This is a genomic window from Mesoterricola sp. JemC181 (genome assembly GCF_055384585.1).
In genome coordinates this window covers 4,212,144-4,237,876 of the sequence record NZ_AP045076.1, presented here as the reverse complement: position 1 = coordinate 4,237,876, position 25,733 = coordinate 4,212,144, and the positions used below count along the sequence as shown (strand labels likewise).

The window sequence follows — 25,733 nt, the reverse complement described above, 5'->3', positions numbered from 1 at the left end:
GTTCCTTAATAAGATTTTTTTAAGATCCCTTTAAGGTTCCCTTAGGATTGCGGGACGTCCTCGAGGTGCAGGGCCCGCTCGACGCAGAGGCGGAACCGGCCCCGGCCCGTCTTCTCCATGCGGACGCAGGCCTCCCGCTCCACCAGGCGCCGCCCCAGCAGCACCAGCCGCGCCTCCAGGTTGTCGCTGAGGCCGGGCAGCTTGATCCTGGGGTCCAGGCGCAGCTCCCGGTTGTTGAAGGTGGTGCGCTGGAGCGTGACGTGGTCCCTGACCAGCGTCCAGAAGATGCTGCCGGCCACGCCCTTGATGAGGTAGTCGCCGTCCAGGAAGATGCTGTCGTCCTCGGCGTAGTGCCGCACCACCAGGGGGCCTCCCCCCACGCACCCGGGCGGGGGCTCCGGAAGCTCGGAGGCGGGGTCCTCCGGGGGCTCCTGGCCCGTCTCCAGGTCCTGGACGACCATGCCGAACTGGGCGGCCACGACCATGAGGGCGTCCTCGTCGTCGTAGGTGAACCGCGAATCCTGCGGGCTCTCCACGTACAGGACCCCCAGGAGCCGGCCCCGGGCCTGGATGGGTATGGCAAGCTGGCTCGCGGGTTCCGCCAGGCCGGGCAGGGGGATCCGGGTGTCCAGGCGGTCCCCCATGCCCTCCTCCTCCGCGCTCCGGCGCAGGGCGCGGCCGTAGCCGTACTCGGAGGTGGCGTGTCCGATGCGGATGGGAGTGGCCATGCGGGCGCAGACGCCGATGACCCCCTCGCCCATGGGGATCTCCGAGCCGATCCCGGAGCGGTCGTAGCCGCGGGTCGCCAGCGTGTACAGCTTGCGGCCCGCGGTGTCGGCCATCAGCACCATGGTGTGGCCGATGTCGAAATCCTTCTCCATGCAGTCCAGGATGCCGCCCAGGAGGCTCTCCAGGTCCTGGGCCGCGGCGAGGCGGGCCGCGGAGGAGCGCAGGGCCGTCATGCGGCTGGGCTGCGCCGGCGGCGGCAGGGGCTGCCCGGGCACGAGCTCGATCTCCAGGACCTCGAAGACGTCCGAGCCCAGGAGGCGGAACACCCCGGTCATGCCTTCGTGGGAGGCGATGCCCGCGAGCTTGGCCTTCATGGTCTCGAACAGCGGTCCCTGGGTCTCGGTGCGCAGGTAGCGCAGCGTCATGCGGTACTGGGCCGCGGTGAGGGGGCTGGTCACCTGGAGCCGGGCCGTGGGGTTGGCCAGGATGTTCCGGCGGGTCTTGTTGAAGAACTGGTAGGAGAGCGCCAGGTGGCGCTCGTCCACGTACTGCACCTGGGAAAGGGCCGTGATGTTGGGGGTCCCGTCGGGATCGCAGGTCGCGACGTAGCCCGGCACGGCGCCCTCCAGGCAGTCGCGGATGGTCTCGAGCCGGATGGTCATGGGGCGTCCCCCAGGGGATCGCCCGCGGACGGGCCCGGTGTCTGGCTGAAGGCGGAGGTGGGCGTGAAGGTCACCGCCACCCAGTCCTCGGGGGTCTCCCGGGGGCTGGCGAAGAGGGCGCGGATGAGGTGGGGCGGGTAGCCTTCGGGTTCCACAACCCGGAGGAAGGTCTCCACGTAGGCACGGATGCGGGCCGGTTCACCCCTGCCCAGGGGCGCCACGGCGGCGTCCGTGCCCTTGAACTGGTAGGAGCGGTGGGTGACGGGATGGGAGGCCACCACGGCGATGGTGCCGTTGGCGCGCACGTCCTCCAGGATGTCCGCGGCCTGGGACCGGGAGAGGAACACCGACAGGCGGCGGCGGTCCCGGGAGACCCGGCAGCCCAGGGCCCGGCTCACCGCCGGGATCCCCCCCCTTCCCCGGGAGGCCACGCACACCGACATCCCGCCCTCCAGGAGGGCGACAAATTCGTCATGGGCCAATGGAGAAAACTTCTGGTTCATCGGCCTGGAATGGTACCAGACCCGGCAGCCAAGCCAAGGGAAAGTCGATCAAAACCGTCGGAGATCCTCCGGTCCGTTCAGCCCTTCTTGGCGTCCTTGGGGCATTCCTGCTTGCAGCAGTCCTTCTTCTTCTCGGAAACCTTCTTTTCACAGGCTTTCGAGTCCTTGCAGCCTTCTTTCGCACAGGCGGCGGCCTTGGCCGGCTTCTTGGGCTCTTCGGCGCGGGCGGCGGCGAAGGAGAGGATGGCGAGGGCGGCGATGAACGTCTTCACGGAAGCTCCTGGAGATGGAATTCCAGCATTTTAGCGCGTTTTCCCCGTTTGCGATAAGAAAAAGAATTGGAATATACCCGCATGGCCCGGCCCCGAATTGTATACTTGAACATGTTCTTCCTGGGCCGCAGAGCCAAGTCGCCCGCTGACCCGGGCGCCCTTCTGGACTGGATCCTGGATAAGGATCGGGAGGTGGTGTACAGCCTTGGCGCCGACCGGCGGTTCCGCATGGTCAAGGGGGCCTCCTCCCGCCTGTGGGGCTACGGCAACGAGGAACTGCTGGGAAAGGACTTCGCCGACATGGTGGTGCCCAGGGAGCGGCGCACCGTCCTGTCCATGTTCGATGGGCACATGCGGGGAAAGGTATCTGGGATTCATGAAAGCCATTTCCAGAAGCGGGACGGCACCCCCATCCGCATGGTCTGGAAGCTGGCCGACGGCCCCACCGGGGACGCGATCCTGGGGGAGGCCCGGGAGTACGCGGTGCGCAAGCCCAGGATGGACGCCCAGTCCTGGGGGGCGGTCGGGATGGAGAGCTACCAGCGGGCCCTGGACGAGCACGCCATCGTGTCGCTGTCGGACGCCAAGGGCCGGATCCTGGCCGTGAACGACAAGTTCTGCGACCTGTCCGGCTACGCCCGGCCCGAGCTGCTCGGCAGGACCTACCAGCTGGTCAACAGCCGCTTCCACGGCGCGGTCTTCTTCCAGGAGCTCTGGCGCACCATCCTGGCCGGCCAGGTCTGGAAGGGCGAGATCCGCAACCGGGCCAAGGACGGCGAGCCCTACTGGGTGGCCACCACCATCGTGCCCGTGCCGGGCCAGGGCGGCGCCCCGGGCCACTTCATCGCGATCCAGGCCGACATCACGGCCCTCAAGGCCGCCGAGGAGTCCCTGCGCGAGACCCACAAGATGGAGGGCCTCAAGGCCTTCGCGGGCGGCGTGGCCCACGACTTCAGCAACCTCCTCACCGCGATCCTGGGCAACTGCAACCTGGGCGTGCGGGACGTGCACCCCGAAAGCCGCGCCCGGGCCAGCTTCGACCGCATCGAGCAGGCGGCGATGAGGGGGTCGGATCTCACCAACCAGCTCATGGCCTACCTGGGCCAGACGGTCTCCGCCATGAGGAGGGTGGACCTCAACGCGCTGGTGGAGGGCTCCCGCGAATTCCTCATGGCCATGGTGCCCAGGAGCACCCGGCTGGAGTTCCTCCTGGACCCCGCGGCCCCCCAGGTGCTGGCGGATCCCAACCAGCTCCTCCAGGTCGTGCGAACCCTGGCCGTCAACGCCTTCGAGTCCCTGGACCCCGCCTCCTCGCGGGAGGTGGCCATCCGCACCGGCGGCGAGATCCTGGACCGCCGCTGGGAATCCTCCCTGGCGCCGAACCTCGGCGTCGGCGCGGGCGCCTACGCCTTCCTGGAAGTGAGGGACACCGGAATGGGCATGACCCAGGAGGTCCTGCGGAAGATCTTCGATCCCTTCTTCACGACGAAATTCATCGGGCGGGGCCTGGGCCTGCCCGCCGTGGCGGGAATCATCCGCAACCACAAGGGCACGGTGCAGATCCAGAGCGATCCGGGGCGGGGCACGGTGGTGAGGGTGCTGCTGCCCCTAGCCAACTAGCCAACCCCTGGCTGCGATGTCCTCCAGCGCCCTTCGCAGGTCGGCCATCGTGAAGGGCTTGGCCAGGAGGGCGACCCTGGGATGGGCCAGGGTCAGGTCCAGGGCGCCCTGGTCCGCCCTTCCCGTGGAGAGGAGGACGGGCAGGGCCGGACACTGTGCGCGAAGGTGCGGGAGGGTTTCCGCCCCGCCGAGGCCCGGCATGTTCATGTCGAGGATGACCACATCGGGGATGAGCCCGCTCCCGACCCGGTCCAGCGCCTCCCTGCCGCTGGAGGCAAGCGCCACCGTGTGGCCCAGGGCTTCCAGCACGGGTCCGATGGACGTCCGGATCAGCTCGTCGTCGTCCACCAGGAGCACCCGGAGGGCCAGGGTCCGGGCCTTCGGCCCGCCGGCGGTGCCGCCTCCGGAAGGCGACGGAGCGGGACGCGAGGCCGGGAACCGCAAGGTCACGACCGTGCCCCTTCCCGGATCGCTGTCCACGGTCATCCGCCCCTGGTGGGCCTTGACGGTGCCATGGACGATGGAGAGCCCCAGGCCGGTGCCGTGGGCCTTGGTGGTGAAGAAGGGATCCAGGGCCCTGGCGAAGACCTCGGGGGGCATGCCCCGGCCGGTGTCCCGGACCTGGACCTCCACCCACCCGGACTCCGCGTTACGGGTGCGCAGGGTGAGGATGCCGTCGTCGTCCATGGCGTCCACGGCATTCACGCAGAGATTCATGAGGGCGTGGGTGAGGGCGCTCGCGTCGCCGCGGATGGGCTCCAGGCCTTCGGCCAGGTCCATCGACAACCGGACCCGGGCCAGCGTCGTGCGCTCCAGGAGCTGCACCTCGTCCCGCACGAGGCCGTTGAGGTCCAGGTCCTTCATCTCCGTGAGCCCTTTGCGGGCGAAGGCAAGCAGGCCGCGCACCATGGTCCCGCCCCGCGTGCAGGCCTTGGTGATGGTCTCCAGGGCCCGGGCCAGGCCCGAGCCCGGCTCTGCCTGGTCCTGGAACGCGGAGGCCAGGCCGAGGATGGAGCCCAGGACGTTGTTCATGTCGTGGGCGACGCCCCCTGCAAGGCTGCCGAGGCTCTCCAGCTTCTGGGTTTCCTGGAGGCGGGCTTCCAGGACGCGGTGCTCCTCCGCAAGGCGCAGGCGCTCGGTGATGTCCTCGGAAAGGCCCAGGAGCAGGCTGGGGCGCCCGGCGGAATCCGGCACCGCCACCTTGACGGTGTGCAGCTGGATGGGTCCCCGGGAGCGCGAGTCCACCGGCTCCCGGGGGACGTCCACCACCTCGCCCCGGCGGAGGACATCGAGGTCCACCCCGCGGAAGAAGGCGGCCTGGTCCGCCGGCCAGAGGTCCTCGTCCCGCCTCCCCACGACCTCTTCCCGCCGAAGCCCGAAGATCTCCTCGGCCTCGGTGTTCCAGAGCACGTAGCGAAAGCCGTTCCTGGGGTCCTTGGCGAACAGGCCCAGGGGCAGGGTGTCCACGATGGCAGCCAGGAGCCTCTCGTTCTCCCGGATGGCCTCGTTGGCCTGGGCCAGATCCCGGGTGCGGTCCTTCACCTGGCGCCGCAGGGCGGCGGTCCATGCCAGCGCCCCCAGGAGAAGGACGGCCCCGCCCAGCCCGGCCCATCCCGCCAGCCGGAGCAGGCGCGTCCGGGGCGCCGGATCCAGGTGCCCGAACCACCTGCCGTAGATGGCGTCGTAGCCCTTGGTCCGGTTGACGATGGCGAGACCCGTCTCGAGGGTCGCCTTCAGGTCCTCCCTTCCCCGGGGAACGGCGAAGCAGAGGTCACGGGCATGGACGGAGCCTCCGGAGGCCTTCAGGTTGGTCAGGCGGAACTCCTCGATCAGGCACAGGCCCGTGATGCGGGCGACGATGGCGGCATCCTGGGCGCCGGATGCCAGCAGGCGAAGGGCCTCGGGCTCGGAGGCGACGGGCTCCGCGCAGTCCGCCATCCCCTGGGAGGCCAAGAATTCGGCCATCTCGCCGCCCTTCTCCACGAGGATGCGCCGCCCCCGCAGTCCGGCCAGGTCCTGGACCGGCGGGGAATCGCGCCTCTGGAAAATGGAATAGTGGACCACCAGATGGGCCTGGCTGAACGCGAGATACCCGGCCCGCTCCCGGGACCAGAGAACTCCCGGCGCCACGTCGACCCTGCCCGCGGCGAGGTCCTGGAGGGTGGTCTCCCAGGGCGCGGCCTTGAAGGTCAGGGGCACGTCCATGACGGCCGCGGCGGCCTTCAGGACTTCCACGTCATAACCGTCCGGCTCGCCCTTGCCGTTCAGGAACTCGAAGGGCGGGAAGTCCTTGGAAATGCCCGCCACCAGCGGCTTGCGGGAAGGCCCTGCCGCCAGGCGCCAGGGGCACAGGAGCAGGAGGAGGGCGATCAGTGCAGCGCGGAACAGGGATCCTCCCTTGGAAGAAGACGCGGAATCCTTGAAGGGCCAAGGTTTGGGTTCACGGGGCGAGTCGACCGTCCATCTTATCCCGATTTCGGACGCGGCCTGGTCCCATCCAGGGCGCAGGTTAAAACGACCTTCCGATCGTCTTATTTCCCCGAAAAATAAGCCTTTTCTGACAATTTTTTGTGGAAGACAACTTCGAAGGCGTTTAGTCTCTGGACCCAATCCATCAACCCGCCTCCCGAGGTGAAGAATGAATGCCTTCCTTCGAACGTCGCTGACCTGCGTGTCCCTCCTGGCCCTGGCGGGCTGCTCCTCCCGCCAGGAACCGGTGCCCAACCCGGCCCCGGACATGAGTTCCAACGCAGCAGCCTTCGATCCCACGACGGGGGACGTGCCCCTGCCCAACATCCTGGCCACGGCGGTGGCGGCGGACCCCCTGGCCACGCTCGCGGCGGGCACGAGCCTGGACCCGGCCAAGGCCATGGCCTACATCAACAAGTACGAGGTGGGCAGCACCAACGCGGTGGCCGGGGTGAACGCCCCCATCTACCTCCACTTCACCTACCCGCTCCTGGCCTCCACGGTCACGCCGGCCAACATCAAGGTGTTCCAGATCACCCCCGACCCCGCCGGCACCGAGAACAACCCGCTGGGGTTCACCGACGTCACGGGCATGTTCACCTTCAAGTACCCCGCCGGCGGCACGGACCTGTGGCTCTTCCCGTCCTTCCCCCTGGCGCCCGCCACCCGCTACGTCTACGTGGTCACCAGCCGGGTGCAGGACGCCGCCACGGGCGGGGCGGTGATCCCGTCGGTGTACTTCAACTACCTCAAGTCCACGGTGCCCCTCACGGGTTCCACCGCGGCCCTGGAGGCCATCCGGGCCAACGCCACCTCGGGGACCAACATCCTCCTGTCGGGCTACGCCAAGGTCATGGACGACCTCATCGCCGCCAGGACCACCACCACCATCGCCTCCCGCGCCGACATCGCGCTCATGGGCCGCTTCATCACCTCCGGCGCGGGGTTCGTCGCGCCCAACCCCGCCAGCCCCACGACGGTGATCCCCGTCGAGTCGGCCCTGCGGGCCTTCGCCGCCGGCGCGCCCCTGGGCGGCCTGTCCGGCAAGACCTGGGACAACGCCGTCACCGTCACCACCACCTTCACCAAGGGCAACGCCAATCCGCTCCTGGACGTGGGGGCCTTCTGGCAGGGCGTCACGGGCGCTCCGGCCAGCACCGTGCCCGCCACCCTCGGAACCGTCGTCCTGGGCACCATCAACACCGCGTTCCTGAACATCGATCCCGTCCTGGCCCGGGCCAACGCCGCCTCCATGGACCTCACCGCCGTGACCGGCGCCTTCAATCCGGCCTCGGGCGTGGTGCAGCCCTTCCGCGGCGCCGGCGGCGTCCTCACCGGGTACTACCACGTGCCTTCGCCCATCCCGTTCGTCTACTTCGCCCCCGACGCCGCGGCCCCCGCCGGCGGCTACCCCGTCGTCCTCTACCAGCACGGCATCACGAGCCAGAAGGAGACGGTGATCGGCCTCGCCCAGGTGCTCACGGGCGGCGGCTACGCGGCCCTGGCCGTGGATCTTCCCCTCCACGGCGCCCTGGCCCCGCCCGCCCTGCAGGTGGCGGCCGGCGACAGCGCCGCCGTGAAGGCCCAGAAGCAGGCCGGCTGGGGCCAGGCCTTCATGGCCGTGGGCGCGCCGCTGGCCACCCGGTCCAACATCCAGCAGGCCGCCTTCGACCTCCACCGGCTCGAGCTGGTGCTGGCCACCCACGGCTTCGACGTCCTGGCCGCCAAGGCCCCCGCCACGACCAAGGCCAGGTTCGTGGGCATCAGCCTGGGCTCCATCGTGGGGGCCTACTACCTCGCCGGCAACACCACCCTGTCCACCACCGCGCCGCCCTACACCCAGGCCACCCTCGCCAACGACATGAAGGGCCTGCTCAGCGTCCCGGGTGCCCGCACCGCCTACCTGATCCAGGCCAGTCCGGCCTTCGGGGCCACGATCGACGCGGGTCTGGCGGCCGCCGGGATCGCCAAGGGCAGCGTGACCTACAATTCCTTCTTCCAGGCCACCCAGACCGTGGTGGACACCGCGGATCCGGCCAGCATGACCACGCCGCTGGCCTCGGGCCTGCCCAGCCGGCTCTCGGGGCGCCTCCTCATCCAGGAGGCCACCTCCTCCACCTTCGATGCCAACGGCAATCCCACCGACGGCGACCTTGTGATCACCAACCCCTACACCCGCTACCTGGGCAACGCCCTGGGAGGCCGGGCGGTGCTGGGCACCGCGGCCGCGGCCGCCGTGGCCCCGGGCTTCTTCCAGCTGGGTTACGGCGCGGCGGACCGGATCCCCGCGACCTTCATGTACACCCTGAACGGAACCTCCCCGGCGCCCAAGACGCAGCCTGCGGCCCTGCTCCCCACCGCCACCACCCCGGTGGAGGGGTACTTCCAGTTCGACCAGGCCGGGATCTCCCACGGCGGCCTGCTGGATCCGACCCACCCCGCCAACGCGGGCCTCATGCAGAAGCAGCTTCTCTACTTCCTCGGCGTGACCGGGACGTCCATCGCCCTGGATCCCACCCAGACGGCCTCCGGGCTGGTCACGGGGGTTTCCTCCGAGGTCCAGGTTCCGGCCATCTGGACCATCCTCGGCCACTGACCCGATCCCCCCATCCGAACGAGGAGCCCCCTTCCCATGACCAAGCGCGCACTTTCCTCCCTCACCCTCTTCCTCGCCATCGCCTCCACCGCCTCGGCCTCGGGCTTCCTGCTCCGGGAGCAGAGCGCCTCCGGGCTGGGCAACGCCTTCGCCGGCGCCAGCGCCGGCGCCCCGGACATCTCCTCCCTCTTCTGGAACCCGGCGGTCCTGCCGCTCTTCCAGGGCGGGGAGGTGTCGGTGAGCGGTTCCTGGATCGGCATCCACATGGACCTCTCCAACGCCGCGGGCTCCCGCGCCCCGGTGTTCCAGCCCGCGTCCCGGACCATCTCCGGGCCCCCGGACCTGCCCAACGCCACCAGCCAGCCCATCCTCCCGGGCATCTACGCCCACTGGGCCCTGAACGACAAGGTCCACCTTGGTTTGTCGGTGAACGTGCCCTTCGGGCTGGTGACGAACTACCCCGACTCGTTCATCGGACGCTACCACGGCCTGCGCACCGACCTGAAGACCTACGACGTCGCCCCCAGCGTGGCCTTCCGGGCCAGCGAGGCCTGGACCTTCGGCGTGGCCTTCGTGGCGCGCAAGGCCGAGGCCACCCTCAGCAACTCGGTGGATTTCGGCGCCATCGGCAACGCCCTTGGGGTCCCCGGCTTCACCCCCGGGAGCGCGGACCGCACCGCGACCCTCAAGGGCGACTGCTGGGCCTACGGCTACAAGGCCGGCTTCACCTTCCAGCCGTCCACGGACCTGAGGTTCGGCGTGGGCTACCAGGGCAAGACCACCCTGAAGGTGAAGGGCCAGATCGCCTACGACCCCGTCCCTGCCCCCTTCAACACCACCTTCGTCAACGGCGGCGGGACCGCGGACGTGAACCTGCCCGCCACGGCATCGGCGGGCTTCACCTGGCAGGTCACCCCCACCTTCAGCCTCCAGGGCGAGGCGGCCTGGACCGGGTGGTCGGACTTCAAGGAGCTGCGGGTGAAGTTCGCCTCCAGCCAGCCCGATTCCGTGGTGGACGAGAACTGGAAGGACTCCTGGTTCCTTTCCGTGGGCACCCTCTGCAGGGTGTCGCCCGAGTGGGCCTTCCGCTTCGGCCTGGCCTACGACCGGTCCCCGGTGGACAACGCCCACCGCACGCCCCGCATTCCCGACGCCGACCGCAAGTGGATCTCGGCGGGCGTGTCCTGGACCGTCTCGAAGGCCACCACGGTGGACTTCGGCGCCACCCAGATCTTCGGCTCCACGGTCCCCCTGGGCCAGGTGTCGGGCACCTCCCAGTCCGATCCGAACTTCTTCCGGGGCGGCCTGACCGGCACCTACAAGGTGGGGGCCACCATCATCGCCCTGGGCGCCAAGTTCCGCTTCTGACTTGACGGAAGCCCCCAGGGGACGCTAGAGTGGTGCCTCTGAGGTATCCGTGACCTTCATCGTCATCCATCATCCCCATTTCCACGCCTTCACCGGCGGGGCAGGGGCATGCGGGACGGGCGCTTAACCGAACAAGGCGACACGAACCCAGCACGACCCCCCCGGCCTCGACCCCCGGGGGGTTCTCGCATTCAAGGAAGACCATGAACCTTCACCTCCACCATGCACGCCCATCCGCCCCTTCCGGGCTAGGCCGGGCCTTGCAAGCCTGATACCTCGCCCCGGAACCCATCCGGGGCTTTTTTCTTTCTGGAGATTCCATGGACACGATCAATCTGGCGATTCCCAAGGGGCGCATGGCCGAGGGGGTCCTCCGCCTCATGGAGGACGCCGGGTTCAAGGTGCTGGCCAACGGCCGCAACTACCGGCCCGCCTGCGCCGACCCCCGCTTCCAGCTCAAGCTGCTCAAGCCCCAGGACATCGTCCGCATGGTGGAGCTGGGCCGGCACGACCTGGCCTTTGCGGGCCACGACTGGGTGGTGGAACTGGGCGCCGAGGTGGACGACCTCCTGGACACGGGGCTGGACAAGGTCCGCCTGGTGGCCGCCGCCCCCCGCACGGGCGTGGCCTCCCTCCGGAGCCGGCGCATCGTGGTGGCCAGCGAGTACGAGACCATCACGCGCACCTGGCTGGACAAGGAGGGCTACGACTACCTCTTCGTGCGCAGCCACGGCGCCACCGAGGTGTTCCCGCCCGAGGACGCCGACATGATCGTGGACAACACCGCAACGGGCCGGACCCTGGTGGAGAACGACCTGGAGATCGTGGACACCCTGCTCACCTCCTCCACCCGGCTCATCGCCAACCCCCGCCTGGGCAGGCGCGCCGAGGTGGACGAGTTCGTCCTCCTCCTCAACTCCGTGCTCGACGCCCGCAAGCGGGTGATGCTGGAGATGAACGTGGCCGCCTCCAACCTGGACGCCGTCCTGGGGATGCTGCCCTGCATGCGCATGCCCACCGTCATGCCCCTGGCCGGGGAGGGCGGGTTCGCCGTGAAGTCGGCCGTGCCCGCCAAGGAGGTGCGCCGCCTCATCCCCCTTCTCAAGGCGGCGGGGGCCACGGACATCCTGGAGTTCTCCTTCAGCAAGGTGGTGTCGTGAACGATTTCCCGGGAGGCAGGTCATGACCAGATTCGAACGCATCACCAAGGAGACCCGGGTCGCCCTGACCCTGGGGGCCGGAGGCGCCGTGGCCACCTCGGTGCCCATGCTCACCCACTTCCTGGACCAGCTCAACCTCTACGGCGGGCTGGGCCTCGAACTCGAGGCCGTGGACCTCATGCCCCTGGGCGACGGCCACCACCTGGCCGAGGACGTGGCCATCGCCCTGGGCCGCGCCCTGGACCAGGCTCTGGGCGGCCGGGAGGGACGGGCCCGCTACGGCCAGCGCCTGCTGCCCATGGACGAGACCCTGGCCACGGTGGCCCTGGACATCGGCGGCCGGCCCTACCCGGTGATCGACATCCCCTTCCCGTCGGAGACGCTGGGGGGCCTCGCCACCGAGAACATCGTGCACTTCTTCCGGACCCTGGCCCTGGAGGGCCGGTTCACCCTCCACCTGAAGGTCACCGGGGAGAACGCCCACCACATGGCCGAGGCCGCCTTCAAGGGCGTGGGGTTCGCCCTGCGGGAGGCCATGGCCGAAGCCGACGGCCTGCGCTCCACCAAGGGGGTGCTCCGTTGATCGGCATCGTCGACTACGGCTGCGGGAACCTCCGGAGCCTGGAGAACGCCCTGGAGTTCCTGGGCCTGGAATCCCGGCGGGTCTCGGCCCGGGAGGACGTCCTGGGCATGGACCGGCTCATCCTCCCCGGCGTGGGGAACTTCGGCCACGCCGGCGCCGAACTGGCCCGGCGGGGCCTGGGGGACGCCCTGAAGGAGCGGGCGGCCCTGGACCGGCCCCTGCTGGGCATCTGCCTGGGCATGCAGCTCCTGTTCGAGGGCTCGGAGGAGGCTCCGGACACGCCCGGCCTGGGGCTCCTGCCGGGCCGCAGCGAGCTCTTCCTGGACCCGTCCCTCAAGGTGCCCCACATGGGCTGGAGCGCGGTGGACTTCGGGGACCTCTCGGGCGCGGCCTACTTCGTGCACTCGTACTTCGTGCCGGCCTTCCCGGACGGCCGCGAGGCGGCCGTGGCCACGGCCCGCTACGGCCGGCCCTTCCTCGCCGGCTTCCGCAGCGGGAGCCTGGCCGGGTTCCAGTTCCACCCCGAGAAGAGCGGCACCTACGGGCTGAACCTGCTCAAGGAGGCCCTCGCATGGTCATGAAGCGGATCATCCCCTGCCTGGACGTGAAGAACGGCCGGGTCGTCAAGGGCGTCCAGTTCCAGAACCTGAAGGACAGCGGCGACCCCGTGGAGCTGGCGGCGCGCTACGACGCCGAGGGCGCCGACGAACTGGTGTTCCTGGACATCACCGCGGGCATCGAGAAGCGGGACACCGCGGTGAGGATGGTGGCGGCCGTCGCCCGCGAAGTGTTCATCCCCTTCACCGTGGGCGGCGGCATCCGCACCGTGGCCGACGCCGAGGCCCTGCTCATGGCCGGCTGCGACAAGGTGGCCATCAACACCGCCGCCGTGCGCCGCCCGGAGCTCATCACGGAGCTGGCCACCCGCTTCGGCAGCCAGTGCGTGGTCCTCGCCGTGGACGTGCGGCGCCCGGCCTACGGGATCCTGGTGGCCGTGGACGCGGGGCGGACGCTGACCCAGCTCACCATGGGCGCGTGGCTGGCCGAGGCCCAGGACCGGGGCGCGGGCGAAGTCCTGCTCACCTCCATGGACCGGGACGGCACGGGGTCGGGCTACGACCTGGACGTGCTGCGCCGCGCCTCGCGCGGCCTGAGGATCCCCCTGATCGCCAGCGGCGGCTTCGGGGAGGCGGACCACGCCGTGGAGGCCTTCGGGGCGGGCGCCGACGCCGTGCTCGCGGCCGGCATCTTCCACACCGGCGGCCTCACGGTGCGCCGGCTCAAGGAACAGCTCGCCCAGCGGGGCGTGGAGGTGCGCCCATGCTGATCCCCAGCATCGATCTCATGGACGGCAAGGCCGTGCAGCTGGTGGGGGGCCGCACCAAGGTCCTGGAGGTGGAGGACGTCCTGGGCCTGGCCCGGCGCTGGCGGGTCTACGGCGACCTGGCCGTCATCGACCTGGACGCCGCCATGGGCAGGGGCGACAACCTGGCCCTGGTGAAAGAGCTCTGCGGCGTGGCCCGCTGCCGCGTGGGCGGCGGCGTGCGCACCGCGGAGCGCGCCCATGAGCTGCTGCGTGCGGGCGCGGCCTCCATCATCCTGGGCACCGCCGCCTCCGAGGAGCTGCTGCGCAGGCTCCCCCGCGAGCGCACCCTGGTGGCCGTGGACCAGCGGGCCGGAAAGCTCCAGTCCAGGGGCTGGATGGAGGACGAGGCCGAGGCGCCCCTGGACCGCCTGCGGCGCCTGGATCCCTTCTGCGGGGGCTTCCTCATGACCGTGGTGGACAAGGAGGGCCGCCTCGAGGGCCTGGACTGGGAGGCCGCCCGGGCCGCCCGGGCCGCCACGAAGCTGCCCATCGTCTACGCCGGCGGCGTCACGACGGTGGAGGACGTGGCCGCCCTCGATCGCCTGGGCCTGGACGCCCAGGTGGGCATGGCCCTCTACAAGGGCCTCCTGGACCCCGCCGAGGCCTTCCTGGCCTGCCTGGACTGGGACAAGCAGGGCGGCCTGATCCCCGCGGCCGTCATGGACGAGGCCGGGAGGCTGCGCATGGTGGCGTACGAGAACCCGGCGTGCCTGAAGGAGGCCCTGGAAAAGGGCAGGGGCGTCTACTGGTCCCGCTCCCGCCAGGAACGCTGGGAGAAAGGGGAGCGGAGCGGCCACGGCCAGGAGCTCCTGCGCGTGGAGGCCGACTGCGACCGGGACACCCTGCGCTTCGTGGTGCGCCAGGACGGGCCCACCTGCCACACCGGGGCCGGCACCTGCTTCGGCCGGTCCGAGTTCGCCCTGGACGATCTCGAAGCCACCCTGCGCTCCCGCCTGGAGAGCGCGGCGCCGGGCAGCTACACGGCGCGCCTCTTCCGGGAGGAGGGCCTCCTGGGCGCCAAGCTCCTGGAGGAGGCCGCCGAAGTGGCCGGGGCCGCCACCCAGGACGATCTGGTGTGGGAGGGGGCAGACCTGCTCTACTTTCTCATGGTCCGCCTCACCCAGGGAGGGGTGCGCATGGAGCAGGTGCTCCGCGAACTGGAGCGCCGCGCCACCACCGACACCCGCAAGCCCGGCAACGCCAAAGGAGCTCCCGCATGCTGAAGACCCTCTCCTTCGCCAAGGCCATGGACCAGGCGGGGACCGTGTTCCCGCCGGTCCCCCCCGAGGTGGGGACCATCCTCGACGACATCCGCAAGCGCGGCAACGAGGCCGTGTTCGGCTGGGCCCGCAAGCTGGACGGCTTCAAGGGCGGCCCCTTCGAGGTGGACCCCGTCAAGGTCAGGGAGGCCCCGGACAAGCTCCACCCCGAACTGCGCGGCCACCTGGTGGAGGCCATCCGCCGCGTGGAGGTGTTCGCCAGGGCCCAGAAGGAGACCTTCCGGGACTTCAGCACCGAGGTGGACGGCATGGTGCTGGGCCAGCGGGTCCTCCCGGTGCGCCGCGCCGCGTGCTACGCGCCCGGAGGGCGCTACCCGCTGCCCAGCTCCGTGCTCATGGGCGTCGTCCCCGCGCGGGTGGCGGGCGTCGAGGAGGTCATCGTCCTCAGCCCCCGCCTCCACCCCGTCACCCTCGCGGCGGCGGCGCTGGCCGGCGCGGACCGGGTCTTCGACCTGGGCGGCGTGCACGGCATGGCCGCCGTGGCCTGGGGCCTGGCGGGGGTCCCCCGGGCCGACCTGGTGGTGGGCCCCGGCAACCGCTTTGTCACCGGCGCCAAGCGGCTGCTGTACGGCGACGTGGGCATCGACTTCCCCGCGGGTCCCAGCGAACTGCTCGTCATCGCCTCCCCGGGGGCCCGCCCCGCCTGGATCGCCGCCGACCTCCTGGCCCAGGCCGAGCACGACCCCGACGCCAGGCCTCTCCTGGCCGTCTTCGACCCCGCCCTGATCCCCCAGGTGAACGGAGAGCTGAAGACCCAGCTGGCGGCCCTGCCTCCGGACTCCCCAGCCCGGGACAGCCTGCGCAACGGCTTCGCCGTGGTGCTGGCCGGCGACGCCGAGGCCGTGGCCCTGGCCGACGCCCTCGCACCCGAGCACCTGGAGCTCCAGGGCGCCAGGGCCGAGGCCCTGGAAGGCCGCTTCCGCAGCTACGGCAGCCTCTTCGTGGGCGAGGACGCCGCGGAGGTTTTCGGGGACTACGGAAGCGGCACCAACCACATCCTGCCCACCTCGGGCGCCGCGCGGTTCACGGGCGGGGTCTCGGTGGCCACCTTCCTGAAGATCCTCACCTGGCAGCGGACGCTCCCGGAAGGCCGGGCCCCCCTGGCCGCCCAGGCCGCGGCCCTGGCCCGGGCGGAAGGCTTGGCGGCGCATGCGGTCTCGGCGAGAATGAGGGGGTAGCCTACTTCTTCGAAGGCATCTGGATCAGGGGCGTGGCGCCGCCGCCGCCCGTGATGATCAGGTTGCCCTTCTCCCCGACGTAGCGCAGGGCCTGGATGCGCTGGTACTCCAGGATCTGCGGCGTGAGGGAGGCCGACACGATCTGCTGGGCGCGGGCCTGGCCCTCGGCCTCGATGCGCTTGCGTTCCGCCTCCTGCTTCTCCTTCTGGAGGACGAAGGTCATCTTCTGGGCCTCCTGGTCCGCGGCGATCTTGTCGTTGATGGCCTTGGTGATCTGGTCCGGAAGGAGGACGTTCCGGAGCAGCATCTGCTCGAGGATGATGCCGCGCTCGGCGAAGGCCGTCTTCAGGGTCTTGCTCACGTTGTCCACGAAGCCCTGGCGGTGCGAGGTGTAGAGCTCGGTGGCGGTGAGGCCCGCGGCCGAATCCCGCAGCGAGGTGCGGATCTGGCCGCGGATGATGATGCCCTCCACGTCGGGTCCGATCTGCCTGTAGATGGCGGGGACCTTCTCCTGCTCCAGGTGGTAGAAGACGGAGACGTCCAGCTTGACGGTGAGGCCGTCGGAGGTGATCACGGGAATGGCGTCGTCGCCCTTCTTCTGGCCCTCGTCGCCGATGCCCGACATGGTGTAGTTGCGGGTGCGCACCTCCATGGTCTGCACTTCGGAGAAGGGGTTGATGAAGTGGAGGCCCGAGGGAAGCGCGTCATCCTTGACCTTGCCGAAGAGGATCACCACCCCCGCCTGGCCGGGATCCACGATCTTGGCCATGGACGCCACCAGCAGGACCGCCCCCGCGACCCAGGCCACGATGTGGAGAAGACCCAGCCGCTGGGACATGGGGAAGCCCATCTGGGCCTTGGCCCGCCAGGCCACGAAGCCGGCGATGAAGAGAAGCACTGCGATGAACACCATGGTCGGCTCCGGAAACAAGGTCGGTTGTAAGCTTCATTTCGGGTTAAGCCTAACACCTTGAGAAATTCACGGCGCGTGGAACCGGGCATTGGACGGAATGGTGATTAAATAATAATAATCTATCTTTTTTACCTGACGAACCCACTATCCATTGACGGGAATCGTCGTCTATTCGAATATTGAACACTTTCCCCGGGTGAAGGCCGGCCCCCCACAGGAACCCCATGACCCCGCCGCTTGCGGCCATCTTCGCCCTGGATGTCCGAACCGTCCTGGTGCTGCTCTTCACGGGAAACGCCGCCATGGCGGCGCTGATCTTCCTGTTCGAGTGGTTCACGGCCGAATCCGGGCACCGGCATCCGCTGCACTGCTATGCCCTGGCCCGGCTCCTGCAGTCCCTGGCCTGGCTCCTGATGCTCCAGCGGGAGGTGCTGCCCGGCATCCTCGCCGTCCTGGCCGCCAACAACCTGCTCCTGGCCGGCTTCTTCCTGGAATCCATGGTGGCGCTGGAACTGGCCCGCATCGAGAGGCCCACCGCGCGCCGGGTCCACCTCGTCCTTTCCGCTTCGGGCCTCCTGCTCATGAACCTGGTGACCCTCGCCCTGGGCGCCCCCGGCTACCGCATGGCGGCCACGTCGCTGGGGGTGGGGCTGTGCATGGCGATCCCCTCGATCCTCTTCGTCACGGATCCCCGGGAATCGGCGTTCCGCCGGGTCCTGGGCACCGGCAACCTCGTCTTCATCGGGGTCCTGGGGGTGCGGGCCGTCCTGGCCACCCTGGACAGCACCTTCAACCTGTTCTCCACCGGCCTGGTGCAGAGCCTCACCTTCTTCCTCCTGATCCTCATGATGGTGGTCGGGGGGGCGGTGGTCCTGCTCATCGCCAAGGAGGACGCGGACCGCGAGCTCCGGGAGCTGGCCACCCAGGACTCCCTCACGGGCCTTTCCAACCGGCGGACCTTCACGTCCCAGGCCGCCCGCGTCCTGGCCTACCACCAGCGGTACGGCCTGGAGGCCTCCGTCCTGTTCATCGACATCGACCACTTCAAGGCCGTCAACGACCGGCACGGCCACGCCGCGGGGGACCTCGTGATCCAGCATCTGGCCGAGGTGCTGCGCCGCACGATCCGGGAATTCGACCTCCACTGCCGGTACGGCGGGGAGGAGTTCGTCCTCCTCCTGCCCAATTCCTCCCTGGCCGAGGGCCTCCACGTGGCCGAGCGCATCCGCGAGGAGGTCGCCCACGCCGGTGGCGTCACGGTGCCCTACACCGTCAGCGTGGGGCTCGCCTCCAGCCAGGCCCAGGCGCGGGATCCCCTGGAGGACCTCCTGGCGCGCAGCGACGCGGCCCTCTACCGGGCCAAGAAGGCCGGCCGGAACCGCGTGGAGGTGGATGGCGGGTCGTAGGGACCTATAATTGCGGTGATTCCTTCCATGCTTGGGCCGGCATCCCCGGGAGGTGCGCCATGACGTCCGGAACGAACCTGCCTGCCAGCGTGCAGGAGCGCCTGTCGGGGTGGGTGGCCATCCAGGAGCGGCGGGGCCAGGCTCCCGTGAAGGCCCGGCCGGGACCCGTCGTCACGCTTTCCCGGGCCTACGGCTGCGAGGCCTTCGCGGTGGCCCAGCGCGTGCAGGAGCTGTTCACCGGGAGCGCGGGCGAGCCCTGGAGCATCTGGGACAAGGCCCTCCTGGACAAGGTTGCCCAGGATGAGGGCATCGCCAAGAGCCTCCTGGACGACCTGGGGGACGCCACCCGGAGCCTGGAGGCCTTCGGCTTCCGTCCCAGGGGCGGGGTCACCCACGACGAGCTGTTCGACAAGGTGGCCGAGACGGTCCTGAAGGTCGCCCGCCAGGGCAACGCCATCATCGTCGGGCGCGGCGGGGCCGTGCTCTGCCGGAGCCTGGACAATGCCTTCCATTTCAGGCTGGACGCCAGCCACGCGTGGCGGGTGGACTCCCTGGTGCGCCGCATGGGGGGAACCCGGGCCGAGGCCGAACACCTCATCCGGGACGAGTCGAGGCTGCGGGAACAGTACATCCAGGAGCGCCTGGGCGCCGACATCGCCGACCCCGTCCACTACGACGCGGTGTTCAACAACGAGCGCCACACCGCCCGCCAGGTGGCCGCCGCCATCCATGCCTACGTCCTGAGCGCCTGGAAGGGCTGACTCAGAACCGGAAGCCCGCGGGCAGGCCGGGCAGTCCCCGGGGGGGCTCCGGCTGGCCGGGGCGGACCAGGCGGTAGGCCTCGCCGGGCTTGCCCGGACGCGGGGGCGGCCCTTCCTGGGTCAGGGCCACCGGGCGTTGCGGGGCCGCGGGCCGCAGGGCCGTCCAGGGCGGGGCGTCCGCACGCTGGGGCTGGAACATCCAGGCGGTGGCCAGGCAAAGCATCAGCCACCCTTCGCGCATGGGCATGGTTCCTCCTGGAATCGGTCAGGGTCCTGGGTCGGGACTGTATGAGAAGATTATAGGATTTGGAGAAAAGCTGGCGAGGGGTTGGGAACAATTTATCTTCTGAAGGCATTCTTGGCTTGATGAGTTGCTCAATTCAATTTATATCCAATAATCTACTAATTGATCCCTGGGCCCCTCCCCTGGGCCCCTTGGCGCCTTGTGTATTCTGGTTCCAGAACTTCCGCAGAGGATTCCCATGAACCCAGCAACGCGACCGGAGCAAGGGAATCCAGCCCCCCTGGGCCCCGTGGTGGAGGCCCTCTGCCGTGCGGGCATGGGCTGGGAGGGGGCCCACTCCAAGCCGAACCTCCGCCGCGAATTCCCGTCCCGGCAGGCGGTGGTGGACCTGGTGGAGGATCTGCGGTCCGTGCTCTTCCCCGGCTACTTCGGCCCCTCGGAGCTCACCGCCGAGACCATGGGCTTCCATGCGGGCGCCGCACTCGACCGCATCCTCCACGGCCTCCAGGAACAGATCCGGCGCGGCTTCTGCGCGACCTCCGGCAACGGCGGGGAGCCCTGCACGTCCCCGGAACGCGCCCGCGCCCTGGCGGAGACCTTCATCACCCGCCTGCCCGAGGTGCGCCGCATGCTGGGCACGGACGTGGAGGCCGCCTACGAGGGCGACCCCGCCCTCACCAACCCCGACGAGGCCATCTTCTGCTACCCGGGGATCCTGGCGGTCACCAGCCAGCGCCTCGCCCACGAGCTGCACGTGCTCGGCGTCCCCCTCATCCCCCGCATGATCACCGAGCACGCCCACAGCGTCACCGGCATCGACATCCATCCCGGCGCGCGCATCGGGGAGGGCTTCTTCATCGATCACGGCACCGGCGTGGTCATCGGCGAGACCACCATCATCGGCCGCAAGGTCCGCCTCTACCAGGGCGTCACCCTGGGCGCCAAGAGCTTCCCGCTGGACGAGCACGGCAACCCCATCAAGGGCGTGGACCGGCACCCCATCGTGGAGGACGACGTGACGATCTACTCCAACGCCACGATCCTCGGCCGCATCACCCTGGGCCGGGGCTCCACCATCGGCGGCAACGTCTGGCTCACCCAGAGCGTCCCCGCCGGGGCGATGGTCACGCAGCTGTCGCAGTACACCGCCACGCAGATCCACGGGGCCTACAGTCCTTCCTGGTCGTCCTGGATGATCTAGTTCGGCGCCCCGCGATCAGGGTTCCGCCGCCACCCCCGGATTCCGGATCTCCGCCGCCACCTCCTTCACCCCGTTGATGAGGAACTGCATGGCCACGGCGGCCAGGATCAGGCCCATCAGCTTCGTGACGATCTTCGTCCCCGTGCTCCCCAGCCGGTCCGTGATCCAACGCGCCTGCAGGAGGAAGAGGTGGATCAGCCATCCGTTCACCAGGATCGCGGCCAGCAGCACCAGGGCCTCGGAGATGCTCAGGCCGGCGATGAAGCCCATCACCGTCGAGATGGTGCCGGGGCCGGCCAGCATGGGGATGCCCAGGGGGATGACGGCGATGTCGGAGGACTTGGGCTTCTCGTGGGTGGCGTCCTTGAGGTGGGGGTCCTCGCCGTAGAGCATGCCCATCGCGGAATACATCACGAGGATGCCGCCCACGAACCGCATGGCCAGGGCGGTGAAGCCGAAGACCCCGAAGACCACCTTGCCCAGGAGCGCGAACCCCACCATGACGCAGGTGGCGGTGAGGCTGGCCCGGAAGGCGGTCTGGCGCACCTTGGCGCGGTCCCAGCCGGCGGTGAGGCCGGAGAAGATGACGGCGGCGCTGGTGGGGTTGATCACCGAGAACAGGGAGGTGAAGACCCCCAGGGCGAAGGCCAGGGTGGGGAAGGGGCGCAGGTGGAACATGGGCGATTCTAGCGCGGAAACGCCCCGGCGCCCTGGGGCGCCGGGACGGGTCCCCCTTCACGGGCGGGGCGGGGCGTTCTTCACGTAGGTGTCGAACCAGGTGAGCATCTCATAGACCAGATGCTCGTTGGATTCCCTCGCGGTGTACCAGTGCGGCTCGTGGGGCAGCATGACGAGCCGGGTCGTGCCGCCGTTGCCGCGGATGGCCTCGAACAGCTTCGTGGCCTGGAGCGGCGTGGTGCCGGGGTTGGCGTCGTCGGCGCCGTGGACGATGAGGAGGGGGGTCTTCACCTTGTCGGCGAAGAAGAAGGTGGACACCTGCCGGTACACCTCCGGGGCCTCCCACACGGACCGCCGCTCGCTCTGGAAGCCGAAGGGGGTCAGGGTCTTGTTGTAGGAGCCGCTGGTGGCCACGCCGGCCCGGAACAGGCTGGAGTGGGCCACCAGGTTGGCCGTCATGAGGGCGCCGTGGCTGTGGCCGGTGACGCCGATGCGGGCGGGATCGGCCACGCCCAGTTCGACCGCCTTGTCCACCGCGGCCTTGGCATCGGCCACCAGCTGCTCCAGGTAGGTGTCGTAGGCCTTCTTCGGATCGCCCACCACGGGGAAGGAGGCGTCGTCGATGATGGCGTAGCCGGCCATCAGCAGCAGCCGGTAGTCCCGCAGGCGGGTGAAGGTGTACTGGGAACCCGTGATCTGGCCGGCCTTGGAAGGATCGGCGTAGTCCAGCGGGTAGGCGTAGAGGATGGTGGGCACGCGGGTGCCCTCCTGGTAGCCGGGAGGGGTGTAGAGGGTGAAGGACAGGTCAAGGCCGTCGGCCCGCTTGTAGGTCACCAGGCGCTTCCTGATCTGCCGGACCGCCGGAGTGGGATCGGGAATGTGGGTGAACGGCGAGCGCTTGGAAACGAAGACCGCCTCGCCTGCGGGGGCCTTGCAGGCGGCGCCCAGCGTGCGGATGAAGGCGTTGGGCGGGTCGGCCGGCGTCTGGTGCCAGGTCAGGAAGGTCCTGGACCCGGGGCCCGTGAAGGCGAGGAAGCGCTCGAATTCGGTCTTCCCGCTGCGGAACAGCCGCTCCGTCTTGAGGGTCCCGAGATCGAGCCGGTCGAGGAAGGGCCGTTCCCCGTCGGGGGAGGCGCCCATGCCCGACAGGAAGATGGAATCGCCCTCCTGGCGCAGCACCGCCGCCCCGTTGGGCAGCTGGCGCCAGACGGGGTTTCCGGGGTGTGCATACTGCTCGTCGGTGGACAGGTCCCACAGCAGGCGGGGCGCCTTCTTCGGGTTGTCGAAATCGACGATGAAGGCGCGGAACCAGTGGCGGTTGTTGTCGTACTCGTAGAGGAGCGCGAGTCCGGGCTGCTCGCCCCACGCCAGGCCCGCGAAGCGCTGCTCGGTGCGGAAGGCCTCCGCCGGGGGCGCGGTGAAGGGGGCCCTCTGGACCATGACCTTGTCCCGGTGGGGGACCTTCACGTCCCAGTCGCCCCTGTCCAGGGCCTCGGCCCAGGTGAGGGTGGCGGGGTCCGTGGCCCGCCAGGCGAAATCCCGGGGTCCCATCGGCTCGCCATGGACCGGAACGCGGTCGGCCAGGGGCAGGGAAGCAATGGGATGGCTGGCCGCGACGGCCCGGCCGGCCAGGTCCCAGACCTCGACCTGGCGGGGGAAGCGCTCGAAGGTCGTGACGTAGGAATAGGGCTTGCGCAGGGTCGAAACCAGGACATGGGCGCCGTCGGGCGAAGGGCTCAGCTCCAGGAGGCGGTCCGCCTTGCCCAGCGGGGTGACGGCGCCGGTCTCCGCGTCGACCAGGGCCGCCTGGGAGGTGCCGTAGTAGTCGAACAGGTCCTCGTCGTGGGCGCTGCCCAGCGTGTCGCGGTTCTCGTAGGTGCTGCTCTGCCCCTTGCCGCCGATGGACTCCTGGATGCTGGGCCCCGCGGGGACCGCGGGCTTCGGAGGGGGCGCGCCCTGGCCGGCGGGCACCAGCTTGACCAGGAGGGTCTTCTGGTCGGGCATCCACTGGAGTTCGCCGCCGAGCATGGGGTTCAGCCTGGCCGCGGGAACGCGGCGCACGGCGCCGGTGGTGCCGTCGCCCACCCACAGCTCCACCGATTCATCGGCCACGTTGTGGAAGGCGAAGCGCCGTCCGTCGGCGCTCCACACCGGGCCTCCCGGGGAGCCCCCCTTGGGCAGGTCCACGTGGATGGGGGCGCCGTCGGGAAGCCGCATCAGGTCGTAGCTCCGGGCCGAGGGGGTGATGCCGTAGCCCCCGGGCGTGTCGTGCCTGCTGTGGTTCCTCGGCTCCACCCGCACTCCCGCCAGGCGCAGGAAGGGCGCGGCGACGCGGCCGATGGAGGGATAGGATTCCCAGGCCACCAGCAGCATGCGGTCGCGGGTGGGGTTGAGGTACGGGACCGGAGCCGAGGGCGCCCGCATGACGTCGAGGATGGCCTGCGATGGCTGCCGGTAGCCCGGGCCGGGTCCCTGGGCTAGGCCGGCGAAATGGAGGGTGGCGCACAGCAGGATCGCCTTGCCGGCGACCTCGATCCGTCCAGGGGACATGGGAACCTCGTGGCTGGGGGTTGGGGTGGTGCGAATCCCCCAAGTCTCACATCCGCCCGCCCGGTTTTCCAGGCGGAACCGCTCTCCAGGCATGGAAAAACCCTCCAGGGCGAAGGGCCTTGGAGGGCTGGTCTGGAGCCGGTAGAGGGATTTGAACCCCCGACCTACGGTTTACGAAACCGTTGCTCTACCCCTGAGCTATACCGGCTGGTCCTGTCGGGCAGGACCCCTAGACTAACGCGGCCCGGGCCCTCCGTTCAAGCCTCCAATTGGGCGGCACCCTCCCGCGGGGACGGTGCTAGGCTTCAGCAGAGCGCCCCAACTGATGGAGGTTCCCAAGATGGTCGCATCCAGCAAGAAAGTGTTCGTCCTGGATACCAACGTCCTCCTGCATGACCCCGCCGCCATCTTCCACTTCCAGGAACATGAGGTAGTCATCCCGATCGTGGTCATCGAGGAGATCGACACCTTCAAGAAGGACCAGACGGAGATCGGCCGCAACGCCCGCAACGTCTCGCGCCAGCTGGACAGGCTCCGGGCCCAGGGCAACCTGGCCGCCGGGGTGCCGCTGGAAGGGGGCGGGTCCCTGAAGGTGGACGTGGCCCACCACCCCCTGGACCTGACCATCACGACGCTGGACAAGCACAAGGCGGACAACCAGATCCTGGCCTGCGCCCTGGCGCTCCTGGGCACCCGCAAGGAGAAGGTGGTCATGGTGTCCAAGGACACCAACCTGCGCATCAAGGCCGATGCCCTGGGCCTTTCGGCCGAGGACTACACCACCGACCGGGTGGCCCTGGACGAGCTCTACACCGGCACCGCCACCTGGACCGTGGACCCCGTGAAGGTGGACCAGCTCTTCGACGGCGGGCTCCTGCCCGAGCCGGACCAGTTCCTGAACCCCAACCAGTTCGTGACCCTGGTGGACCGCTCCAACGAATCCCACACGGCCCTGGGCCGGTTCTACGCCTCCGACGGCCGCGTGCACCCCCTCAAGCGCCTGGAGATGCCCCCCTGGGGCGTCAAGCCCCGCAACCGCGAGCAGCAGTTCGCCCTGGACCTCCTCCTGGACGATTCCATCCAGGTCATCACCCTCATGGGCAAGGCCGGCACCGGCAAGACCCTCCTGGCCATCGCCGCGGGCCTCCAGCAGGTGGTGGACGAGGAGCGGTTCAACAAGCTCCTGGTGAGCCGCCCCGTGATGCCCCTGGGCCGCGACCTGGGCTTCCTGCCCGGCGACATCAGCGAGAAGCTGCGGCCCTACATGCAGCCCATCTACGACAACCTGGACTTCATCGTGGCCGCCAACATGGAGCAGCGCCGCCGGTCCTCCATGACCCCGGCCCAGCTCGAGGAGGGCGGCTACATGGCCGTCGAGCCCCTCACCTACATCCGCGGGCGCAGCATCCCGAACCAGTACATCATCGTGGACGAGGCCCAGAACCTCACGCCCCACGAGGTCAAGACCATCCTCACCCGCGCCGGGGACGGCACCAAGATCGTGTTCACCGGGGACCCCTTCCAGATCGACAACCCCTACGTGGACGCCTCCAGCAACGGCCTCAGCTACCTGGCGGAGCACTTCAAGCACCTGGAGCTCTCCGGCCACGTGACCCTGGTGAAGGGCGAGCGGAGCAAGATGGCCGAACTGGCCAGCAACCTTCTGTAGGAGCGCGACCATGCCCGATTCCTCCTGGGACCAAGCGGCGGCCCCGCCCCCCAAGAAGGGGCTCTCCCTCTTCGGCAAGGTGGCCATCGGCTGCGGCGGGGCCCTGCTGTGCTTCCTCCTGGCCATCGGGGCCATGGCCTGGCTCGTCTTCAGCAAGGCCACCAAGGCCCTGGACCAGGGCTGGGCCGAGCTGCACACCGAGCTCCGGAGCCTGCGCACCGAGCAGGGGGCCCGGACCCTCTACCGGGAGAACCCCGGACTCGCCCAGAACTACCCCACCGAGGAGGAGTTCGTGAAGGCCTCGGCGGAATGGCGCTCCAAGCTGGGCGACATCCCGGAAAAGCGCCCGGACCTCAAGAAGATGCTGGAGGGCAGGGCCCCCGGGGGCATCAACATCCGCCGCCGGGACGCCGGGGGCCGGAAGTCGCTCAGCATCAGCATGCGCATGTCCACCGGGGCCACCCTGACGGTGGAACTGGAGAACGACAAGCTTGTGGACATCCAGGTCGACTGAACCGCTGGAGA

Annotated in this window: 22 protein-coding genes and 1 tRNA gene; 14 read left to right on the top strand and 9 right to left on the bottom strand. The window is 69.5% G+C overall.

All coding sequences use genetic code 11. The features are described 5' to 3' along the window. Positions 1–41 precede the first annotated feature (41 nt). From ACZ5MC_RS18605 to ACZ5MC_RS18595, 3 genes are all read right to left on the bottom strand, one after another. Entirely contained in the window at positions 42–1,391 is a 1,350-nt protein-coding gene (locus ACZ5MC_RS18605; protein WP_464516469.1) for a GAF domain-containing protein, read from the bottom strand. Next, entirely contained in the window at positions 1,388–1,873 is a 486-nt protein-coding gene (locus ACZ5MC_RS18600; protein ID WP_306601979.1) for a hypothetical protein, read from the bottom strand. The genes ACZ5MC_RS18605 and ACZ5MC_RS18600 overlap by 4 nt, the downstream gene beginning before the upstream one ends. Before the next feature lie 98 nt (positions 1,874–1,971). Continuing rightward, complete coding sequence (locus tag ACZ5MC_RS18595) at positions 1,972–2,166, bottom strand: hypothetical protein (RefSeq protein WP_306601978.1); 195 nt, start codon at positions 2,164–2,166, stop codon at positions 1,972–1,974. Positions 2,167–2,358: 192 nt separating this feature from the next. Between ACZ5MC_RS18595 and ACZ5MC_RS18590 the strand changes: the two genes are divergently transcribed. Continuing rightward, on the top strand, positions 2,359–3,786 hold the full coding sequence (locus ACZ5MC_RS18590; protein WP_464516468.1) for a PAS domain S-box protein: 1,428 nt from the start codon (positions 2,359–2,361) through the stop codon (positions 3,784–3,786). On the opposite strand, the gene ACZ5MC_RS18585 is transcribed toward ACZ5MC_RS18590, so the two are convergent. Beyond that, entirely contained in the window at positions 3,775–6,093 is a 2,319-nt protein-coding gene (locus tag ACZ5MC_RS18585) for an ATP-binding protein (RefSeq protein WP_464516467.1), read from the bottom strand. The genes ACZ5MC_RS18590 and ACZ5MC_RS18585 overlap by 12 nt on opposite strands. Before the next feature lie 331 nt (positions 6,094–6,424). Here ACZ5MC_RS18585 and ACZ5MC_RS18580 point away from each other — a divergent pair, with 331 nt between their 5' ends. The 8 genes from ACZ5MC_RS18580 (at position 6,425) to hisD (ending at position 15,786) form a co-directional block, all read left to right on the top strand. After that, entirely contained in the window at positions 6,425–8,851 is a 2,427-nt protein-coding gene (locus ACZ5MC_RS18580; RefSeq protein ID WP_464516466.1) for a hypothetical protein, read from the top strand. A gap of 36 nt (positions 8,852–8,887) precedes the next feature. Further along, positions 8,888–10,219, top strand: coding sequence for an OmpP1/FadL family transporter (locus ACZ5MC_RS18575; protein WP_306601975.1), 1,332 nt, complete (start codon positions 8,888–8,890; stop codon positions 10,217–10,219). Positions 10,220–10,539: 320 nt separating this feature from the next. Beyond that, a complete protein-coding gene (hisG, locus tag ACZ5MC_RS18570) occupies positions 10,540–11,379 on the top strand; it encodes an ATP phosphoribosyltransferase (RefSeq protein WP_306601974.1) in 840 nt (279 codons plus the stop codon). A 22-nt stretch (positions 11,380–11,401) separates the two neighbouring features. Beyond that, positions 11,402–11,962 carry an imidazoleglycerol-phosphate dehydratase gene (gene hisB / locus ACZ5MC_RS18565; RefSeq protein WP_306601973.1) on the top strand — a complete coding sequence of 187 codons (561 nt, stop codon included), beginning with the start codon at positions 11,402–11,404 and terminating at the stop codon, positions 11,960–11,962. Beyond that, positions 11,959–12,543, top strand: coding sequence for an imidazole glycerol phosphate synthase subunit HisH (gene hisH, locus ACZ5MC_RS18560; protein ID WP_306601972.1), 585 nt, complete (start codon positions 11,959–11,961; stop codon positions 12,541–12,543). The genes hisB and hisH overlap by 4 nt, the downstream gene beginning before the upstream one ends. Then, positions 12,534–13,289: an imidazole glycerol phosphate synthase subunit HisF gene (gene hisF, locus ACZ5MC_RS18555; RefSeq protein WP_306601971.1), complete on the top strand. Its 756-nt coding sequence runs from the start codon at positions 12,534–12,536 to the stop codon at positions 13,287–13,289. The genes hisH and hisF overlap by 10 nt, the downstream gene beginning before the upstream one ends. After that, on the top strand, positions 13,283–14,551 hold the full coding sequence (hisE, locus tag ACZ5MC_RS18550; RefSeq protein WP_306601970.1) for a phosphoribosyl-ATP diphosphatase: 1,269 nt from the start codon (positions 13,283–13,285) through the stop codon (positions 14,549–14,551). The genes hisF and hisE overlap by 7 nt, the downstream gene beginning before the upstream one ends. Beyond that, positions 14,545–15,786 carry a histidinol dehydrogenase gene (gene hisD / locus ACZ5MC_RS18545; RefSeq protein ID WP_306601969.1) on the top strand — a complete coding sequence of 414 codons (1,242 nt, stop codon included), beginning with the start codon at positions 14,545–14,547 and terminating at the stop codon, positions 15,784–15,786. Before hisE ends, hisD begins: the two co-directional genes overlap by 7 nt. Position 15,787: 1 nt before the next feature. Here the strand turns inward: hisD and ACZ5MC_RS18540 are convergent, their stop codons facing one another. Beyond that, on the bottom strand, positions 15,788–16,699 hold the full coding sequence (locus tag ACZ5MC_RS18540; RefSeq protein ID WP_306601968.1) for a prohibitin family protein: 912 nt from the start codon (positions 16,697–16,699) through the stop codon (positions 15,788–15,790). A 224-nt stretch (positions 16,700–16,923) separates the two neighbouring features. Between ACZ5MC_RS18540 and ACZ5MC_RS18535 the strand changes: the two genes are divergently transcribed. Together ACZ5MC_RS18535 and ACZ5MC_RS18530 are read left to right on the top strand one after the other, a co-directional pair. Further along, positions 16,924–18,105, top strand: a complete 1,182-nt coding sequence (locus tag ACZ5MC_RS18535) for a GGDEF domain-containing protein (RefSeq protein WP_306601967.1) — start codon at positions 16,924–16,926, stop codon at positions 18,103–18,105. Positions 18,106–18,164: 59 nt separating this feature from the next. Beyond that, on the top strand, positions 18,165–18,866 hold the full coding sequence (locus ACZ5MC_RS18530) for a cytidylate kinase-like family protein (protein ID WP_306601966.1): 702 nt from the start codon (positions 18,165–18,167) through the stop codon (positions 18,864–18,866). A gap of 1 nt (position 18,867) precedes the next feature. Here the strand turns inward: ACZ5MC_RS18530 and ACZ5MC_RS18525 are convergent, their stop codons facing one another. Further along, positions 18,868–19,113, bottom strand: a complete 246-nt coding sequence (locus tag ACZ5MC_RS18525) for a hypothetical protein (RefSeq protein WP_306601965.1) — start codon at positions 19,111–19,113, stop codon at positions 18,868–18,870. 235 nt (positions 19,114–19,348) lie between these two features. Between ACZ5MC_RS18525 and ACZ5MC_RS18520 the strand changes: the two genes are divergently transcribed. Next, positions 19,349–20,311, top strand: coding sequence for a serine O-acetyltransferase (locus ACZ5MC_RS18520; protein WP_306601964.1), 963 nt, complete (start codon positions 19,349–19,351; stop codon positions 20,309–20,311). A 15-nt stretch (positions 20,312–20,326) separates the two neighbouring features. On the opposite strand, the gene ACZ5MC_RS18515 is transcribed toward ACZ5MC_RS18520, so the two are convergent. The 3 genes from ACZ5MC_RS18515 to ACZ5MC_RS18505 all read right to left on the bottom strand — a co-directional run bounded on the left by ACZ5MC_RS18515 (position 20,327) and on the right by ACZ5MC_RS18505 (position 23,747). Next, entirely contained in the window at positions 20,327–20,989 is a 663-nt protein-coding gene (locus tag ACZ5MC_RS18515; protein WP_306601963.1) for a MarC family protein, read from the bottom strand. Between the two features lie 57 nt (positions 20,990–21,046). Next, positions 21,047–23,539: a S9 family peptidase gene (locus ACZ5MC_RS18510; protein WP_306601962.1), complete on the bottom strand. Its 2,493-nt coding sequence runs from the start codon at positions 23,537–23,539 to the stop codon at positions 21,047–21,049. A gap of 133 nt (positions 23,540–23,672) precedes the next feature. Next, positions 23,673–23,747, bottom strand: a tRNA-Thr gene (locus ACZ5MC_RS18505). Between the two features lie 132 nt (positions 23,748–23,879). Between ACZ5MC_RS18505 and ACZ5MC_RS18500 the strand changes: the two genes are divergently transcribed. Both ACZ5MC_RS18500 and ACZ5MC_RS18495 read left to right on the top strand, forming a co-directional pair. Beyond that, positions 23,880–25,208, top strand: a complete 1,329-nt coding sequence (locus ACZ5MC_RS18500) for a PhoH family protein (RefSeq protein WP_464516465.1) — start codon at positions 23,880–23,882, stop codon at positions 25,206–25,208. A gap of 10 nt (positions 25,209–25,218) precedes the next feature. Continuing rightward, positions 25,219–25,722 (top strand): hypothetical protein, encoded by a 504-nt coding sequence (locus ACZ5MC_RS18495; protein WP_306601960.1) that lies wholly within the window; start codon positions 25,219–25,221, stop codon positions 25,720–25,722. The last annotated feature ends 11 nt before the right edge of the window (positions 25,723–25,733 follow it).

Coding starts and splice junctions, on each gene's coding strand:
- ACZ5MC_RS18605 (WP_464516469.1), bottom strand. CDS start 1,391: ATGACCATCCGGCTCGAGACCATCCGCGACTGCCTGGAGGGCGCCGTG.
- ACZ5MC_RS18580 (WP_464516466.1), top strand. CDS start 6,425: ATGAATGCCTTCCTTCGAACGTCGCTGACCTGCGTGTCCCTCCTGGCC.
- ACZ5MC_RS18575 (WP_306601975.1), top strand. CDS start 8,888: ATGACCAAGCGCGCACTTTCCTCCCTCACCCTCTTCCTCGCCATCGCC.
- hisG (WP_306601974.1), top strand. CDS start 10,540: ATGGACACGATCAATCTGGCGATTCCCAAGGGGCGCATGGCCGAGGGG.
- hisB (WP_306601973.1), top strand. CDS start 11,402: ATGACCAGATTCGAACGCATCACCAAGGAGACCCGGGTCGCCCTGACC.
- hisF (WP_306601971.1), top strand. CDS start 12,534: ATGGTCATGAAGCGGATCATCCCCTGCCTGGACGTGAAGAACGGCCGG.
- hisE (WP_306601970.1), top strand. CDS start 13,283: ATGCTGATCCCCAGCATCGATCTCATGGACGGCAAGGCCGTGCAGCTG.
- hisD (WP_306601969.1), top strand. CDS start 14,545: ATGCTGAAGACCCTCTCCTTCGCCAAGGCCATGGACCAGGCGGGGACC.
- ACZ5MC_RS18540 (WP_306601968.1), bottom strand. CDS start 16,699: ATGGTGTTCATCGCAGTGCTTCTCTTCATCGCCGGCTTCGTGGCCTGG.
- ACZ5MC_RS18535 (WP_306601967.1), top strand. CDS start 16,924: ATGACCCCGCCGCTTGCGGCCATCTTCGCCCTGGATGTCCGAACCGTC.
- ACZ5MC_RS18530 (WP_306601966.1), top strand. CDS start 18,165: ATGACGTCCGGAACGAACCTGCCTGCCAGCGTGCAGGAGCGCCTGTCG.
- ACZ5MC_RS18525 (WP_306601965.1), bottom strand. CDS start 19,113: ATGCCCATGCGCGAAGGGTGGCTGATGCTTTGCCTGGCCACCGCCTGG.
- ACZ5MC_RS18520 (WP_306601964.1), top strand. CDS start 19,349: ATGAACCCAGCAACGCGACCGGAGCAAGGGAATCCAGCCCCCCTGGGC.
- ACZ5MC_RS18515 (WP_306601963.1), bottom strand. CDS start 20,989: ATGTTCCACCTGCGCCCCTTCCCCACCCTGGCCTTCGCCCTGGGGGTC.
- ACZ5MC_RS18510 (WP_306601962.1), bottom strand. CDS start 23,539: ATGTCCCCTGGACGGATCGAGGTCGCCGGCAAGGCGATCCTGCTGTGC.
- ACZ5MC_RS18500 (WP_464516465.1), top strand. CDS start 23,880: ATGGTCGCATCCAGCAAGAAAGTGTTCGTCCTGGATACCAACGTCCTC.
- ACZ5MC_RS18495 (WP_306601960.1), top strand. CDS start 25,219: ATGCCCGATTCCTCCTGGGACCAAGCGGCGGCCCCGCCCCCCAAGAAG.